Annotated in this window: 12 protein-coding genes; 7 read left to right on the top strand and 5 right to left on the bottom strand. The window is 47.5% G+C overall.

Going from position 1 to position 14,840, the window contains the following annotated elements; translation table 11 throughout:
* Window positions 1-24: 24 nt before the first annotated feature.
* Complete coding sequence (locus tag BMY78_RS33125; protein ID WP_177185625.1) at window positions 25-1,248, top strand: BclA C-terminal domain-containing protein; 1,224 nt, start codon at window positions 25-27, stop codon at window positions 1,246-1,248.
* 202 nt (window positions 1,249-1,450) lie between these two features.
* Here BMY78_RS33125 and BMY78_RS01500 read toward each other — a convergent pair whose 3' ends face one another.
* Entirely contained in the window at window positions 1,451-2,374 is a 924-nt protein-coding gene (locus BMY78_RS01500; protein WP_090894010.1) for a proline dehydrogenase family protein, read from the bottom strand.
* A gap of 244 nt (window positions 2,375-2,618) precedes the next feature.
* Between BMY78_RS01500 and pruA the strand changes: the two genes are divergently transcribed.
* Together pruA and rpoN are read left to right on the top strand one after the other, a co-directional pair.
* On the top strand, window positions 2,619-4,166 hold the full coding sequence (gene pruA, locus BMY78_RS01505; protein ID WP_090894011.1) for an L-glutamate gamma-semialdehyde dehydrogenase: 1,548 nt from the start codon (window positions 2,619-2,621) through the stop codon (window positions 4,164-4,166).
* Window positions 4,167-4,289: 123 nt separating this feature from the next.
* On the top strand, window positions 4,290-5,597 hold the full coding sequence (rpoN, locus tag BMY78_RS01510; protein ID WP_090894013.1) for an RNA polymerase factor sigma-54: 1,308 nt from the start codon (window positions 4,290-4,292) through the stop codon (window positions 5,595-5,597).
* A 169-nt stretch (window positions 5,598-5,766) separates the two neighbouring features.
* On the opposite strand, the gene BMY78_RS01515 is transcribed toward rpoN, so the two are convergent.
* Window positions 5,767-7,197 carry an aspartate ammonia-lyase gene (locus tag BMY78_RS01515; RefSeq protein WP_090894016.1) on the bottom strand — a complete coding sequence of 477 codons (1,431 nt, stop codon included), beginning with the start codon at window positions 7,195-7,197 and terminating at the stop codon, window positions 5,767-5,769.
* 322 nt (window positions 7,198-7,519) lie between these two features.
* Between BMY78_RS01515 and BMY78_RS01520 the strand changes: the two genes are divergently transcribed.
* From BMY78_RS01520 to BMY78_RS01530, 3 genes are all read left to right on the top strand, one after another.
* Entirely contained in the window at window positions 7,520-8,797 is a 1,278-nt protein-coding gene (locus BMY78_RS01520) for a methyl-accepting chemotaxis protein (RefSeq protein ID WP_090894018.1), read from the top strand.
* A 168-nt stretch (window positions 8,798-8,965) separates the two neighbouring features.
* The gene (locus BMY78_RS01525; RefSeq protein ID WP_090894021.1) at window positions 8,966-9,811 is read left to right on the top strand and encodes a hypothetical protein; all 846 of its coding nucleotides are present in this window, start codon (window positions 8,966-8,968) and stop codon (window positions 9,809-9,811) included.
* 277 nt (window positions 9,812-10,088) lie between these two features.
* On the top strand, window positions 10,089-10,796 hold the full coding sequence (locus BMY78_RS01530) for a stalk domain-containing protein (RefSeq protein WP_090894024.1): 708 nt from the start codon (window positions 10,089-10,091) through the stop codon (window positions 10,794-10,796).
* Between the two features lie 180 nt (window positions 10,797-10,976).
* Here the strand turns inward: BMY78_RS01530 and BMY78_RS01535 are convergent, their stop codons facing one another.
* Complete coding sequence (locus BMY78_RS01535; protein WP_090894027.1) at window positions 10,977-11,951, bottom strand: ring-cleaving dioxygenase; 975 nt, start codon at window positions 11,949-11,951, stop codon at window positions 10,977-10,979.
* Window positions 11,952-12,177: 226 nt separating this feature from the next.
* Here BMY78_RS01535 and BMY78_RS01540 point away from each other — a divergent pair, with 226 nt between their 5' ends.
* Window positions 12,178-12,939: a YwaF family protein gene (locus BMY78_RS01540; RefSeq protein WP_090894029.1), complete on the top strand. Its 762-nt coding sequence runs from the start codon at window positions 12,178-12,180 to the stop codon at window positions 12,937-12,939.
* 569 nt (window positions 12,940-13,508) lie between these two features.
* Here the strand turns inward: BMY78_RS01540 and BMY78_RS01545 are convergent.
* Together BMY78_RS01545 and BMY78_RS01550 are read right to left on the bottom strand one after the other, a co-directional pair.
* Complete coding sequence (locus BMY78_RS01545) at window positions 13,509-14,303, bottom strand: SDR family oxidoreductase (protein ID WP_090894031.1); 795 nt, start codon at window positions 14,301-14,303, stop codon at window positions 13,509-13,511.
* A gap of 156 nt (window positions 14,304-14,459) precedes the next feature.
* Window positions 14,460-14,717 (bottom strand): YqkE family protein, encoded by a 258-nt coding sequence (locus tag BMY78_RS01550; RefSeq protein ID WP_024632484.1) that lies wholly within the window; start codon window positions 14,715-14,717, stop codon window positions 14,460-14,462.
* Between the last annotated feature and the right edge of the window lie 123 nt (window positions 14,718-14,840).

A 14,840-nucleotide genomic window follows, 5' to 3' on the forward strand; every position in this document is an offset into this window, starting at 1 on the left:
AGAATAAAAAAGGAGGCTGATGAAATGGCCATTCTATCAACCGGCCCTATTGAAAATAATATTTCAGGTGTAACCGGTACCCGCCCCACTCAATTCGTCACCGTCAAAATCGATAATCGGGATTCAATAGATGCATATAGCGTTCATCTTATGGGTTACTATCTCGATGGAGTCAGAACGTTATATGTGGAAGAAATGTTTAATGTGTTGCCCAATCAGGTCATAACCAAAGACTATAGCGCAAATTTTGATGCGTTCGAGTTTATATTTTCCACAGCAGACCTCGCTGCCCCGGAAGCGCAAATTTCCGTATGGGGCAAAGGCGCCGAAGGCGAGTTAGTCACGGCTCACCGATTGGTATCCCAAGAGTTGCTGGGTGAAGCCCTGAGCATAACAGGTGTAACCGGAGCGACAGGAGCCACAGGTGCGACAGGAGCCACAGGTGTAGGAGCAGGCTCAACCGGACCAACAGGCAGCACTGGGGTGACGGGAGCAACAGGCAGCACTGGAGTGACGGGAGCAACAGGCAGCACTGGAGTGACGGGAGCAACAGGCAGCACTGGAGTGACGGGAGCAATAGGCAGCACTGGGGTGACGGGAGCAACAGGCAGCACTGGAGTGACGGGAGCAACAGGCAGCACTGGAGTGACGGGAGCAACAGGCAGCACTGGAGTGACGGGAGCAACAGGCAGCACTGGAGTGACGGGAGCAACAGGCAGCACTGGAGTGATGGGAGCAACAGGCAGCACTGGAGTGACGGGAGCAACAGGCAGCACTGGAGTGACGGGAGTCACAGGCAGCACTGGAGTGACGGGAGCCACAGGTTCTACAGGCCAAGGTTTGGCATCGTATGGCTATATCTTTAACACCTCAGCTCAGTCTGTAGCTACCGAGACGGATATAACCTTCGATAGCAACGAAAACCTTACCAACATTACTCATACACCTGGCACGGCTGAAATTAATATTGGTAATGCTGGGGACTATGCGGTGTTCTTTATCATTGCAGGTGTTCAGGCAAACCAATTTACCCTTTATCAAAACGGAGCCCCTGTCGGTGGCAGTGTCTATGGTTCAGGAGCTGGTACTCAACCGAATCCAGGAATGATTATTATTACCGCTGTTCCTGGTGATGTGATAACTTTACGAAATCATTCCAGTGCATCGGCTGTTGATCTGCAAACACTAGCAGGCGGATCACAGATCAATGCGAATGCTTCCATTCTCATCCAACAATTGAGCAGCTAATCAAATAGTGTCCAGAAAAATAGACATTTTAAATTGGGGATGCTCATTTTTTAGACATTGAGAGATGAACCGGAGAAAAGAAAAGCTGGATGCTCTGGAATGCTGTGTTGTACAGAACAAAAACCATGCGCCCTGAAAGAAAGTGGCAGCATGGTTTTTGTTTTTCTCGTTGTATTTTATATAACTGAATCCAGCCGGGAAATTATCTGAACATGTTTTTGACCACCATCCAGAGATTTGCGGGTTTCTCAGCCAGACGGCGGGTGTAGTACGGGTACCACATGGTTCCATAGGGCACGTAACAACGAATGCGGTAGCCTTCTCTGGCCAGGCGTTCCTGTTCGCCCATACGCAAGCCGTACAACATTTGAAATTCAAACGCATCCGGGGAAATTCCCCGATCCTTCGCGTATTGCTTGGTCCAGGCAATGATATGGTCATCATGTGAAGCAACCGCTGTGTATACGCCTTGATCGAGATGGCTGCGAATCATCGTTTTGAATTGATCAATTACTTCTGAAGTGTTCTGATAAGCTACAGATGCAGGTTCCTTGTAAGCACCTTTGACCAGACGCAGCCGGATTCCTTCCCGAATCATATCACGTGTATCTTCCACGGTACGATGCAAGTAGGCTTGCAGTACCGTACCTGTATTATCCAGTCCTTCCGAATGTAAACGGCGCACAATATCCAAAGTCGCTTGGGTAAACGGACTGTCCTCCATATCGATCCGCACAAACAGATCATGCAGCTTCGCTTGGGTGGCAACCGCACGTATATTTCGATAACCTTCCTCAGGGTCCAGCGCGAGTCCCATTTGGGTTGGTTTTAGCGAGACATTGGAGTCCGCATTCTGACGGGCAATGCCTTCCACCAGACGTATATACTCATCCCGATACAGCGCAGCTTCTCTTAAATGGGTAATGCCCTCGCCGAGATGATCCAGTGTAGCCATAATGCCTTTGTTGTTGAGTACGCGAATCTCTTCGAGAGCCTCTTCCAGTGTGTTGCCTGCGATAAACTTGCCAGCCAGCTTTTTGCCGTATTTGATGGAGAGATTCTCCACAGCTTTATTACCTGCGACGGTCAGCAGCGTTTTACGGTACATTTCCGTTCCGATACTCATCGGGGTTCCTCCTTATGGATCATGTTTCTTTATAACAAAGTGATCAAGCAATAATCATGCCAAGATTGTTCTGGATAGAAGATAACGGGCGGTTATTTTGAAGAAAAACATTTATTTATAAAAATATTCCTTCATCAACCGGAGTTGGCACGGATCTTGCTACATATATTGGGTGATGAGTAAAAATGCATGGCAACTCAGGCAAACAGCCAGCGAACCCCCACATCTGAAGGAGGAAATCATTATGAATATCCCTTTTGTTAACGAACCATTCACATCCTTTGCAGTCCCGGCCAACCGGGAAGCTTTTGAGAACGCACTTCGCAAGGTGGAGGCTGAACTTGGCCAGGAATACTCTATTATTATCGGTGGGCAAAAAATAACGAGCGCCCGCACGTTATCCTCCGTGAATCCTGCGTACAAAAATCAGATCGTCGGAAAGATCTGTCAGGCCGATCAAGAGCTTGCCGAACAGGCCATCCAGACGGCTGCGGAAACATTCCGCACCTGGAAGCATACGGACCCGAATGAACGTGCCCGTTATTTGTACAAAGCGGCGGCGCTCATGCGGCGTCGTAAGCATGAATTTTCGGCATGGATGGTATACGAAGCAGGCAAAACATGGCCAGAAGCGGATGCGGACACAGCCGAAGCTATTGATTTTATGGAGTTTTATGCCCGTGAGATGCAGCGTCTGAGTGAACCACAGCCGCTCACACGAATTGCAGGCGAAGATAATGAATTGAGTTATATTCCGCTTGGTGTGGGTGTTGTCATTCCACCATGGAACTTCCCACTCGCGATTATGGCAGGCATGACTTCTGCTGCATTGGTATCCGGCAACACCGTTGTATTGAAGCCAGCCAGTACAACACCGGTTATTGCCGCTAAATTTATGGAGCTGCTTGCAGAAGTGGGTGTGCCGGATGGCGTAGTGAACTATTTGCCAGGACCGGGCAGTGAGGTTGGCGATTATCTGGTGGACCATGCGCTCACCCGCTTTATCAGCTTCACAGGCTCCAAAGACGTCGGTCTGCGAATCAATGAGCGTGCAGCACGCACCGCGCCGGGACAGAAATGGATTAAACGGGTGATTGCCGAAATGGGCGGCAAGGATTCAATTGTTGTCGATAACGACAGTGATCTGGAATTGGCTGCGGAATCCATCACAGCTTCAGCATTTGGTTTCTCGGGACAGAAGTGCTCCGCGTGTTCCCGCGCGATTATTCATAAAGATGTATATGACGAGGTATTGCAAAAAGTGATTGAACGGACCAAGCTGCTGAGCATGGGCAGTCCGCTTGAAGTCGGAAATCAGGTAGGTCCGGTTATCGATGACAAGGCGTATGCCAAGATCACAGAATATATTGAAATAGGCAAGGGGGAAGGACGCCTTGTACTCGGTGGTAGTACAGGGAACGAGGCAGGTTATTTCATTGAACCGACCATTATTGCCGATGTCGACCCGCAAGCACGGATTTCACAGGAAGAGATTTTTGGACCGGTGTTGGCCTTTATCAAGGCAGAATCCTTCGAGGATGCGCTGGATATTGCCAATAATACCGACTATGGACTGACCGGTGCGGTGATCTCTCGCAATCGCGAACATCTCGAACAAGCCAGAAGGGAATTTTTTGCGGGGAATCTATACTTTAACCGTAAATGCACAGGTGCACTGGTGGGTACACATCCATTTGGCGGATTTAATATGTCGGGAACGGATTCGAAGGCAGGAGGAAGAGACTACTTGCTGCTCTTCACCCAGGCGAAGTTGGTATCGGAGAAATATTAAGTTGAAAAATTGGGTTTGGGCCCGCTGACAATCGCTTGGTGTATATGCTATCATTTCCTGAAAATAGTCTTTGTTCGTCAGTATACTGTAGTAGCTTGAGCAGCGCTTAAGGGGGGGAGACGGATGTTAGGATTTCAGTTGGTGCAGGAGGGGCGTATTCGATTATCCATTACGCCGGAGATGAAGCAATCCATTCATCTGCTGACCTTGTCGGGTCAGGAATTGGCTCGTTATTTGCAGGAGGCGGCGGATGAAAATCCGGTGCTTGAGCTAGAAGAGGCCTCTGCCCTACGCACCCGTCTTCCCCGACGTCTGAATCGGGAGAGGTTCTCCTCTTATGATCCGCTGTTACAGATGAAAGGGGCCGAACCTACACTTGAACATCTGTTGATATCTCAGCTGCGGTTGCAGAATCTTCCGCCAGCAATGGAGTCAACAGCTATATATTTGGCTGGTTGCGTCAACGAGGATGGCTATCTGACGATGGAATTGACGGATGTTGTATCGGCGAGGGGAGTATCGATGCCTGAGGCTGAGGCAGCTCTGCACATTCTCCAGTCGCTGGACCCCGCAGGTGTGGGCGCACGAAATTTGCGTGAATGCTTGTTGCTTCAGATCGGGCGTGACCCATTCGCTAACCAGCATGCGGAGCAAATGGTGGAGCACGGTCTCGAGGAATTGGTTCGTTTCCATCCAGGAAGAGTGGGAACAAGATTGGGGATTTCGTCGCAGCAGGCTCAGGCAGCCTATGATTATATTGCTTGTCTGGACCCGAAACCTTGCCGATCCATCGGGTGTACGGAACATGCACATTATATTATTCCGGATGCCGTTGTGCAGATAAGGAATGATGAGGTGTCTCTACGCTTAAACTCAGCGGGGGTGCCGCGGGTATCGCTGAACGAAGCTTGCTGCCGCTGGATCAGGGAGATCGATGCAGACGAGGTCTGGTCAGGCCGGGCAGCAGAGGCGCGAGCGATCATTCGCAGCGTGCGCATGCGTCGCCGAACTCTGATGCGTGTCATGGCGGCGATCATGAGTGAACAGAAATCTTTTCTGCGTGAAGGACCTGCCGGTTTGAAGCCGCTCAATCTGGCGGTGATTGCCGAGGCTGTCGGCATGCATGAGTCGACGGTGAGCCGTGCGGTCAATGGCAAATATGTTCAGACACCGCACGGTGTGTTTGAACTCAAGGCTTTTTTTGCAACAGGAATTGAAACAACGAATGGAGAGATGGCCTCTGCACCGGCGGTGAAGCTCAGATTGAGAGAGCTGATTCGTTCTGAACGGGCGGAACGCCCCTACTCGGATAGCCAACTCACGACATTACTCGCGAATGAAGGCATCGTTATCTCCCGCAGAACGGTTGCGAAATACAGGGAAGAGCTTCAGATTCTACCTTCACTTGAGCGTAAACGCTGGCGAAAATAATTCTGTGGTTCAGTAACAACAAAACATAACGGAGAAACAAGTAACCCCCGCGAGCCGTGGTAACGGTCTGCGGGGGTTACTTGTTCCGATTTAACAGCGATTGAAAGGTTGTTTTCGGTCATCGGAATTTCAATGTATATATTCATTAGTAGAGCTTAAAAACAGCTTATTACCGTTCCATATTGTGCAGGAAGTGCTCACCTGCAATACCAGGAGTAGTCATCTGCTCCGGATGCAAAATTTCTTCCAATTCTTCCGGTGTCAGCAGACCCCGCTCAAGAATGATCTCCTGCAAGGTGTTTCCAGTCTTCAACGCTTCCTTCACAATGGAGGCTGCCACGTCATAGCCCAGATGTGGATTGAGCGCTGTAATTACACTAAAGCTCTGCTTCATGATCAATGCACAACGCTCACGGTTTGCTTCCATTTCTTCAACAGCATAACGAGTAAAGACGTCGATACCATTATTCATGATTTTCAGCGATTGCAGCAAGTTGAACGCAATAACAGGACCCATGACGTTCAATTCGAATTGACCCGCTTCACAGGCCATACAGATCGTATGGTCATTGCCCATCACCTGGAAGGATACCTGATTGATCACTTCCGCCATAACCGGGTTCACTTTACCTGGCATAATGGACGAACCTGGCTGACGCGGTGGAAGACGCAGCTCATTGAATCCTGCGCGTGGGCCGGAAGCCATCATGCGAATATCGTTACAGATTTTGGATAGACTGACAGCACATACTTTCAGTGCAGCCGACAGTTCCAGATAGGCATCCGTATTCTGTGTCGCATCCACAAGATCCTCGGCCGTCTGCAAATTCAATCCGGTCACATCGGACAGATGCTCCGTGACCTTGATGATGTATTCCGGTTTCGCGTTGAGACCTGTACCTACAGCCGTCGCACCCAAGTTAATGGTGAGCAGACGACGATTTGCGAACTCGAGACGCTCGATATCACGTCCGATCACGCGTGCATAGGCTCCGAACTCTTGTCCAAGGCGAATAGGCACAGCATCCTGAAGATGTGTCCGACCTACTTTGACTACATCGTCAAATTCCTGTTCTTTTTTGCGGAACGCATCCTGCAGACGCTTCATCGTATCCAGCAACGTTTCAGACAACCGATACGCAGCAATGCGCAGTGCAGTTGGGATTACGTCATTGGTGGATTGGGACATGTTCACATGGTTATTCGGGTTACAGTGGAAATAGTCACCCTTGTTCTGCAATAACAGTTCCAGTCCGCGATTGGCCAGAATTTCGTTCATATTCATATTCATGGAGGTGCCTGCACCGCCCTGAATGGAGTCAACAATAAAATGATCCAGATGATGGCCTTTCATCATTTCTTCAGCAGCCATGACGATGACATCGCCAATTTTGCGTGGCAGCATCTTCAGCTCCATATTCGTGATTGCCGCAGCCTTTTTCACCGCAGCCAGAGCTGTAATTAGCTCCCGGTGTACCGGAACGCCGGTAATCGGGAAGTTCTCCACAGCCCGAACCGTCTGTATTCCATAATAAGCATAAGCAGGAATTTCTTTTTCTCCAATAAAATCTTTCTCCGTCCTTGTGGACATTGTAGACATTTCGTTCGCCTCCAGTGGCATCCAAAAATAGGTCAGCTCCGGCAATGCCGAAGCGCACTCAGTATATCATTTAAGCAAAATGGATGCCAAGCTAAATCATTTCACCCTTTTTACCGATAAATAATTTAAATTAAGGATATCACCTTGGCAGATTAAAGGTTTAGTCAGTCAAAACTCGTCTTTTCAATTATGCTCAACTTAGAGGAGAAGTCATGCATGAAGAATAAGATGAGTGGTGGATTTGTCGTTTTCAGTGATCTAAATCACATGTTATTTGGTTATCTACTGGTAAAATAGGAAAAAAGGACTATGAGGTGTGAATATGAAATGGACTTTAGGCGCAAAAACCGTCGCAGGTTTGGTACTGATTTCTCTAATTACGTACGGAACTAGCGGCTTTTTTATATTTTTCCTTCAGGACTGGCTCTCGTTCTCTATGCCAAGCTGGTTATATATCTCTATCGTACTCATTATGGGCGTATGCTGGAACGCGATTCTGGGCTGGTTTGCCTCCCGTTGGTTGACTCGTCCAATTGTACATTTGTCCCGTGCGGCGCAACAAGTCTCATCGGGGGATTTGACAGCCGAGATTCCAGAACGGCGTACACAGGATGAAATTACTGTATTATATGATGCTTTTCGCGTAATGGTTTTCAATCTGAGGAGTATTGTAAACGATATTACAGATAGTACACGTACAACCTCGCAGAATGCCCAATCACTTAGTGAAGCAATTGCCCAGGCAGCAGAACAGATCGAAATGATGTCAGATGCGGTGGATCATATTGCTGTGGGTGTGGAAGAACAGAAGACGACTTCGCATCAGTCGTTGATTACAGCCGATGAGATGTTGAACGATTTTCAGCGTATGCACAGTCAGTCGATCGGTATGACAGAGATGTCCGGCCAGATGGAACGTTCGGTAGATCATACGAAGCAGACCTTCTCTTCTTTGATGAAAGGAATGGACGAGCTAACGGAATCTCATAATCGTTCCCGGGACATCATGGTGCTGCTCGAGAAGGAAGCCTCGGATATTGAAGCCATCACTCAGTCTGTCAAAAACATTGCAGAGGAAACAGGGCTGCTTGCCCTGAATGCTTCCATTGAGGCTGCGCGTGCGGGAGAAGAGGGTGCAGGATTTGCTGTCGTGGCTCAGCAGATTCGTAAGCTGGCAGATGAGAGTAAACAATCGGTGCATCGGATTAATGAGCTGATCAGTCGTGTTCAGCAACGTATCAAGGATACAGCCCAACTGATCCATGAACAGCATGGCCTCGTAGTGAACGAGTCGGAGCGTACGATCTCTGTTGATCAGACGTTGCAGGAGCTTACAGGTACGGTAGAAGTGTTTATGAAGGGTGCTTATGAGATCGGATCCAAAATTGGGGAACAGACCAGCCGCGTGGAACAGACGCATGGTCATGTGAAAAAGATCCAAGGAAAAGCCGGAACATTCTCGGATGAGGCGAGACGGATCATGGATGCGGCACATGAAGAGACTGCGATCATGCAGGAGATTTCATCCTCAGCGGAAGAGCTGAGACAATTAACGGATCGGTTAATGGACAAAACGAAAGCATTTCGGATGCAGCCTTGAGCTGTTTCCGGGATGTTTTTTTGCTTATTATGGTTAAAGCCGAACATTCTTTCGCAAAAACTGAAATATGTAAAGATTTTTTTATGAAACATTAACAAATTCGCAACGCTTGGGCGATAAATGAAGATATAATGGTAGTATTACACAACAGATAAGGAGCCCAGCATATTGAAAACTTGGACAGGTATCCTGCTGATGATTATTTTGGCGGTAGCTACGATTAGTACAACTTCGTCTGCCAGAACCATGAATGAATCGCAAAAACAGCTTAACATAGATGATCCATCCAGCCAGACCTCAGCGGTCGCGGCTTCCAATATAGAAACAATGAATGAAACAGCTTTTACAACGAAAGAAGCATCCTCCGTCAAGGAGGAATACATCTCAGTTGCTCCCGAAAATGAGAACGTAAGACTGTATCCCATGAAAGTGGAGGGTTCAGGATATATATATAACGGAATGGTGCTGGAAGTGGACGGTAAGACACAAGAATTTAGTGATTGGAAGGGAGAAGGCGGGTCTTACAAACCCGAAGTGCACGAACTGGATCTGAATGGAGATGGCAAGAAGGAGATTGTTGTGTTGTATACAGCCGGTCATGGAACAGGAATTTATTTGGGACAAGCCCGTATCATTAATCCGATAACGCTGGAAGAGATGAAGATGCAATCTCTGGATGAGATTGTGAAGCAGCATGTGGAGTCAAAGGTTACGGTTGGATCAGACCGTGTAGATGTTGATGTTGCCGTTGATGGGGTTCAAGCAGAACCTTCACGGATCGAAGGAGACACGAGTGGCGGCTTGTATAACAAAGAGTTGGGATTCGGTGGAGTAACGTATTACAGCGTGGAGGATGGCCAACTTGTCGTATCAGCAGCAGGATCTTACGGTGCAGCTTTATATGCTGGTGATCTGACATTCGCTTATGTGTATCAAGATGGCGAGTGGAAAGCTGCAAATTTGAAATACAGCATGGAAGTGTATGAAGAAGAATATTATGAATCTTTTGATTGATAGGGTCGTGTAGACATCTGGTGGGACGAAGGTTGGCAGTTCTCGTGGTGAAAGAGAAGTTCTGCTAGATAAGGATGTGCAAAGAATATCTTCCTTTCTGCCTTATCGGGCAGTAGGAAACAGGACGAGGTTGAAAAAAATCGGGACATTCAGCCTCGTTTTGTGCTGCCTACAGATAGGAACAATGTACTAAAAATGCAGTAAACAATTGACATTATCACTTTAGTCGTTTAAATGTATAAAGGACAAATTATTTTAACGTTCAGGAGGGATTTTGATGAAGAAGAAGGTTGTACTGGGTTTGATGGTAGGCACATTAACGCTTGGGATCGGGACAGGTGCACTTGCAGCAACAGGGTTGGAACAGATTAAAGCCTATCTAAACAGCAAGATTACGCTAAAACTGGATGGTGCCACGGTGACAGCCAAAGATGCCAATGGTAAAACGGTGTTGCCTATTACGTATAACGGAACAACTTATTTGCCTGTGCGTGCTGTGGGATCCTTGCTTGGAACAGAGATCACGTATGACAGTGCAACTTCATCCGTCCTCATTGGCGGAACGAATGGATCTGCGCCTGTAACTAACGGAAAAGTAACGCTGAGTGCACTTGGAACATCCGTACTGGGATCTACCGCATGGCACACCAAAGATCCTAAGGATACCACATATAAAGGCAAGGATTACAAGGATGTTTATCTGCATAAGGATCCTTCAAAACAGGGGGACGACATCCAGATTAATACGGGTAAAAAATATTCTTCTTTGCACCTGGAACTTGCCGCGCTAACAGGAAATCAGGAGATTCATATCTATGATCAGGATCTCGCGACACTCAAAAAGTTCAATATCACTCCAGAAAGCGGTATGATGAGTATAGATGTGGACGTTAAAGGTACAGACGCTGTCTATGTCGAGATTGTGTCAGAAGATCCAGGTTCGGCTCTGTTTGTACCGCTGACAACATCGTATCTGACGAAGTAAAACACAATTTGCAGGTTTGCCACCTTACAGAAGGGGCAAGGCAAGCTTAAACATAAAAAAACGATGATTCACCAGGGATTCCTGAACCGTATCCGGTATTCAGAGTTGCCTGGTGAACATCGTTTTTATTTTTGTTTTGAATTGAAATCTTTTTGCTGAATTACACGCCAGTTACGAATATTAGCGGATCACGGTATCCAGTGGTTTCAGGTTCGCTTCAATCTCAGCGCGGCGACCTTCGAGGAATGGAGGCAAGGCAAGCGATTCTCCCAGATGCTCCATTTCTTCGTCTGTATCAAATCCCGGACCATCCGTTGCAAGCTCAAACAGAATACCGTTCGCTTCACGGAAATACAGGGAGCGGAAGTAGAAGCGATCTACAAAACCAGAGTTAGGGAATCGGAAGTTATGAACCCGTTCCACCCATTGTTTCAGTTCTTCCTCATTATCCACGCGGAACGCAACATGGTGTACGCTGCCACGTCCAGGACGTTCTTGGGCAAGGTCATTTCGTTCCTCAACATGCACCTCGGAGCCACTTCCACCTTCACCAGATTCGAAGACGAGAACATCAGGCTGCCCGGGAGTAAAGGCAGGGTAACTTCCTTTCGCTCTGAAACCAAGCAGTTCGGTAAGAACCGGAGCGGTAAGGGAAGCATCTCTTACCGTAAGATGGATGGGACCAAGACCTACAATGCCATATTCGGCAGGCACCGGGCTCTGATCCCATGGTTTACCCCCAGCGACACCTGCATTGTTTTCATCCGAGACCAGAATCAGACGTTGTCCTTCAAAATCTGTGAACGAGAGCGTGGCACGACCACCCCGTTCAACGATCTCTCCATGTGGGACTTCGAATTCGTCAAAACGCTGCTGCCAGTACGTAAGTGCAGCATCACTTGGAACACGCAGTGACGTTGCGGAGATGCTGTTTACGCCTTCACGAGTCTGTCCGGCCATCGGAATCTCGAAGAAGGTAAGTTCAGTACCCGGATTGCCTTTTTCATCGCCGTAGAAGAGGTGGTAAACGGACACGTCATCCTGGTTGACTGTTTTTTTGATCAGGCGCAATCCCATGACGTTGGTGTAGAAACGATAGTTCTGATCGGCATGAGCTGTTAGAGCGGATACGTGGTGAAGTCCTTTGATTTGCATTATAAATTCCTCCTGATGGTTAAATTATTTCTTATAGTATTTCCGTAAAGAAAGTTACTAACTTTTAGTTTGTTTTGTTGTTGGATTTATCTTAACATAAAGATATTTAAAATACAATCCTATTTTAGAATTCCATCTGGACAGTCTGTTCATTCAATGCCAAAATGAAAAAGTTAACATTAAAGAGATATATTTGTTTGTGTAATGAGAAGGAGGGAAGAGGCGCATGGCTTATCCCCAGTGGCTAGACCCTTATGATGCAAAACCGTTTATACTGTTTTCCACTTCGCACCTATGGGCGATCAGCCTTATTGCTGCACTGGTTATATTGATGTTCCTGTTTCGTACTTGGCTGCGCTCACTTTCATTCAACACACGCCGTACCTTTCGGATCGCTCTGGCATGTGTCATGTTCGGCTGTGAAATTGTGCTTCAGCTCTGGTATATATATGGGGATGTGTGGAGTCTGCAAACTTCATTGCCACTGGAGCTATGCAGTCTGTCACTATTGTTATCGGCGCTGCTATTGTTGACACGCAGCCGACTGCTGCATTCAGCATTGCTGTTCGCAGGAATAGCAGGAGCCTTGATGGCAATCGTAACGCCTAATCTCGGTTATGCTTATGCACATTTTCGGTTCATTCAATTTTTTACTGCTCACGCTTGTATTATTCTGGCGTTGCTCTATATGACTTGGGTGGAGCAGCTTCGTCCAAGCTGGAGATCTGTGTTGGGTTCGATGATGTTCGTGAATGTGGCTGCGTTGGTCGTATACGGTGTGGATGTCGTGCTTGACGCCAATTATATGTTCCTGAGACACAAACCGGATACGCCTTCAGTGCTCGATATGTTGGGTCCCTATCCCTTGTACATTCTTGGGGAAGAGGTGTTGGCAGTAGTGATGTTCTCTCTGATGTACATCCTGCTCTTTGCGATTCCGGAGCGTCTGAATAATCGAGTGAAAAGAGGAAAGAGTTCTGCGCTCTAGGTATGTCTTCAAACTCAGACAAGCTATACAATGATGGAGGTCGGGTTCCAAAAAGTCTTGAAGTCGGGGCTGGCTGATTCTCACCGAATGGCCAGATGATTTTCTAAGGAACACAGGGCGTCTTATTTGGCCTTTAGGCTCTCTTTTTAAATTGTAAAGAACATCAGACACGTTATTTCCCAAAATCTCTTGGCAAAAACGCTGCAACCGGCTTTTTATTCTGATATAACGTGTCTTAAGTTTCTTAGATTTCTGCGGACGCTTCAAATCCTTGAATAAGACGCCTCAGATTCGTTAGCGTTTGCTCGTTCATGATGAAGGGCGCATGCTCGAACATTCAAAATACAGCTCACTTGCGTACGCTGGACACGCTCGGGAACGCTTCTCTATTCAACAGATTTGAAGACAAGCCCTGGTTAACAATTCATTCAAAACCAGGGAGGAAGCGACGAGTTTTTCCTTCGTTCTTCTATATATATTTCAAACCAAACATCCCGCTGCGTTCTGGATATCCAGGCCGTTTGCGGGATGTTCGGTAGTTAACTCCATATGGAGTATGTTTCTAACTTTTATCCGCGGAGCAAAGATTCCGCTCCATCCACGTAAATCCGGGTACCGGTCACATGGGAAGATTCATCGGAAGCGAGGAAGAGCACCAGATTGGCGACTTGCTTCGACGTTCCAGGTTCACCTTTGAGTGGATGTTCATGACCTTCGGGAAATTCAACCGGGATCTGTACTTCTTTTAGATCGTCCGAAGGATAGGTGTTGTCATCGATGTTCGTATCGATGGCTCCCGGGCAAACGGCGTTGACACGGATCTTGTAACGAGCCAGTTCCAATGCAGCCATCTTCGTAAAAGCCGTCTGACCTGCCTTGCTGGAAGCGTATGCAGAGAAGCCAATACCAGAGAATACACGGTTACCGTTGATGGAGCTCGTGATAATAATGCTTCCTCCGCGGTCCTTCAAATGGGGTATGGCGTACTTCACAGTTGCGAACGTGCCGCGCATATTGATGCCCATCGTTTGATCCCAGTCCTCAGGTTCCATCGTTTCAATCGGAGCCATCGTGCCGTTGATGCCCGCATTGGCAAATACAATATCAAGCTGGCCTGCTTGCTCTGCCGCCTGATTGATTGCTTTCTGCACATTGTCCGGTTTGGATATATCACATTCAATAACGTGGGCTTCTCCGCCTGCGTTCTCAATCGTCTGTTTGGTTTCCTCTGCATTCTCCGGGGTCCGGTCCAGCATGAACACTTTGGCTCCGTGCTCAGCGAAACGAATGGCTGTCGCCTGACCAATTCCTGAGCCACCTCCGGTTACAATCGCCACTTTTCCTTGCAAACGTTGTTCAGTCATCCTGATCCCTCCGTATTGTATGAATTATCAGTAACTCTCTATCTCTACATACCCGACTTAAGAGTCATGAATCATACGCATTACACAAAAAACAGGACCGTTGAACGGCCCTGTATCTATAATTTAGATATCAAGATGATCTGATTGCTGAAAAAGTTACTTGTGTTTCTTCCAGTCCATCGAACTGTTATTCAACAGGTACTCAAAATCATTATCTTTTCGCTTCTGTTCAGCTTTACGCGCTTCTTCCGCCTGCAGGCGCTCCTGCTCTTTGCGGTCTGCCTCGGCAGCCTTGGCTTCATCCGCCTGAGCTTTCAGTTTTTCTAGCACATCACTGCTCAGCAGATCTTTTAGTGTGGTCGGTTTATCCTGTGCTGCTTTGGGAGCAGGGGTGTGTTTTTTGGATTTTGCCATAGAATGATCTCCTCTCAAAAACATAAATCAGCTTCCATTCTCGTTCAGTAAACATATTATATCAGGTTCACCATACCCATTCCATGAAATCGCGGAACAAAAGCAGGAGATAGGGGGTAGCGT

Origin of the sequence: Paenibacillus sp. OK076, from assembly GCF_900110055.1 — a bacterium.
In the GTDB taxonomy this organism is placed as follows: Bacteria; Bacillota; Bacilli; order Paenibacillales; family Paenibacillaceae; genus Paenibacillus.

What these genes read in the sequence shown, in the direction of transcription:
- BMY78_RS33125 (WP_177185625.1), top strand. Translation starts at nt 25, where the DNA reads ATGGCCATTCTATCAACCGGCCCTATTGAAAATAATATTTCAGGTGTA.
- pruA (WP_090894011.1), top strand. Translation starts at nt 2,619, where the DNA reads ATGAATATCCCTTTTGTTAACGAACCATTCACATCCTTTGCAGTCCCG.
- BMY78_RS01550 (WP_024632484.1), bottom strand. Translation starts at nt 14,717, where the DNA reads ATGGCAAAATCCAAAAAACACACCCCTGCTCCCAAAGCAGCACAGGAT.
- BMY78_RS01500 (WP_090894010.1), bottom strand. Translation starts at nt 2,374, where the DNA reads ATGAGTATCGGAACGGAAATGTACCGTAAAACGCTGCTGACCGTCGCA.
- rpoN (WP_090894013.1), top strand. Translation starts at nt 4,290, where the DNA reads ATGTTAGGATTTCAGTTGGTGCAGGAGGGGCGTATTCGATTATCCATT.
- BMY78_RS01540 (WP_090894029.1), top strand. Translation starts at nt 12,178, where the DNA reads ATGGCTTATCCCCAGTGGCTAGACCCTTATGATGCAAAACCGTTTATA.
- BMY78_RS01515 (WP_090894016.1), bottom strand. Translation starts at nt 7,197, where the DNA reads ATGTCTACAATGTCCACAAGGACGGAGAAAGATTTTATTGGAGAAAAA.
- BMY78_RS01545 (WP_090894031.1), bottom strand. Translation starts at nt 14,303, where the DNA reads ATGACTGAACAACGTTTGCAAGGAAAAGTGGCGATTGTAACCGGAGGT.
- BMY78_RS01535 (WP_090894027.1), bottom strand. Translation starts at nt 11,951, where the DNA reads ATGCAAATCAAAGGACTTCACCACGTATCCGCTCTAACAGCTCATGCC.
- BMY78_RS01530 (WP_090894024.1), top strand. Translation starts at nt 10,089, where the DNA reads ATGAAGAAGAAGGTTGTACTGGGTTTGATGGTAGGCACATTAACGCTT.
- BMY78_RS01520 (WP_090894018.1), top strand. Translation starts at nt 7,520, where the DNA reads ATGAAATGGACTTTAGGCGCAAAAACCGTCGCAGGTTTGGTACTGATT.